The organism is Pseudomonas sp. AC463, from assembly GCF_979253585.1.
The window spans coordinates 1-364 of the sequence record NZ_CEEDDZ010000235.1 but is presented as its reverse complement, the minus strand read 5'-3'; the positions used below and the strand labels follow the sequence as shown (position 1 = coordinate 364).

Here is a 364-nt window from a genome sequence, read left to right as displayed (position 1 = left end):
CCGTTCAGGGTGACGCCGCCGCTCGTGACGTCGCCGTCGCGGGTCAGGATCGGCGTCTTGCCGTCCAGTAGCGTCGCGCGGACGCGGGTCGGGCGCGTCTCGCCGGCCACGTCGACCTTCAGCGCAAGCGTGCCGTCGCGATAGGCTGGATCGAGCCCCGCCACGACCGACAGGTCGCGCAGCCGGGTCGCGGGGGCGGCGTAGAGCGTGACGCTCCGCTCGATTCCGTTGACGCGCCAGAAATCCTGATCCTCGATGTAGCTGCCGTCCGACCAGCGGTGCACCTGGATCGCCACCGTGTTGCGGCCCGGCTTCACCAGCCGCGTGACGTCGAAGTCGCTGGGAAGCTTGGAGTCCTCCGAAT

Annotated in this window: 1 protein-coding gene; it reads right to left on the bottom strand. The window is 69.8% G+C overall.

The genetic code is table 11. The features are described 5' to 3' along the window. Positions 1–364, bottom strand: a 364-nt coding sequence (locus AC0IYH_RS29940) for a sugar-binding domain-containing protein (protein ID WP_471837726.1), incomplete at both ends; no start/stop codon positions are given.